Here is a 318-nt window from a genome sequence, read left to right as displayed (position 1 = left end):
CAAGATGTGGTTTCACCGGGGTGGATATGTATGCTGTCCGCAGGGTGTACGGCAATGCCGCCTGTCGATATCACATCTAATGACCGTAACGGAACAGGGGCAAGAGTCTACTCTTGTCTTCTGATGCATAGGTAGCAGATAAAGCCGGGCCGATCACTATGCAGAGACTGGTAACAACAACGTTCAGCCTGAAAACCATTCCCATCCTTCCCATAATAAAACAAAGAAAATAGCAATGTAGCTGGCGGCCTCTTGTGATGTTGGTGATCAGGGTGTGGTTGTGAAAAAGACAGATCGGGTCACTCATCTTTCCTATTG

At 47.8% G+C, this 318-nt stretch carries 1 protein-coding gene; it reads right to left on the bottom strand.

Annotated elements, in window-relative coordinates; all coding sequences use genetic code 11:
* Positions 1-76: 76 nt before the first annotated feature.
* Positions 77-318 (bottom strand): hypothetical protein (locus tag E1189_RS24230; protein WP_230459805.1); only part of this gene is annotated, 242 nt, incomplete at its 5' end.

Source organism: Parendozoicomonas verongulae (genome assembly GCF_009711465.1).
GTDB classification, from domain to species: Bacteria; Pseudomonadota; Gammaproteobacteria; order Pseudomonadales; family Endozoicomonadaceae; genus Sansalvadorimonas; species Sansalvadorimonas verongulae.
The sequence above is the reverse complement of the archived record's forward strand: the minus strand, read 5'-3'. Positions and strand labels throughout refer to the sequence as shown.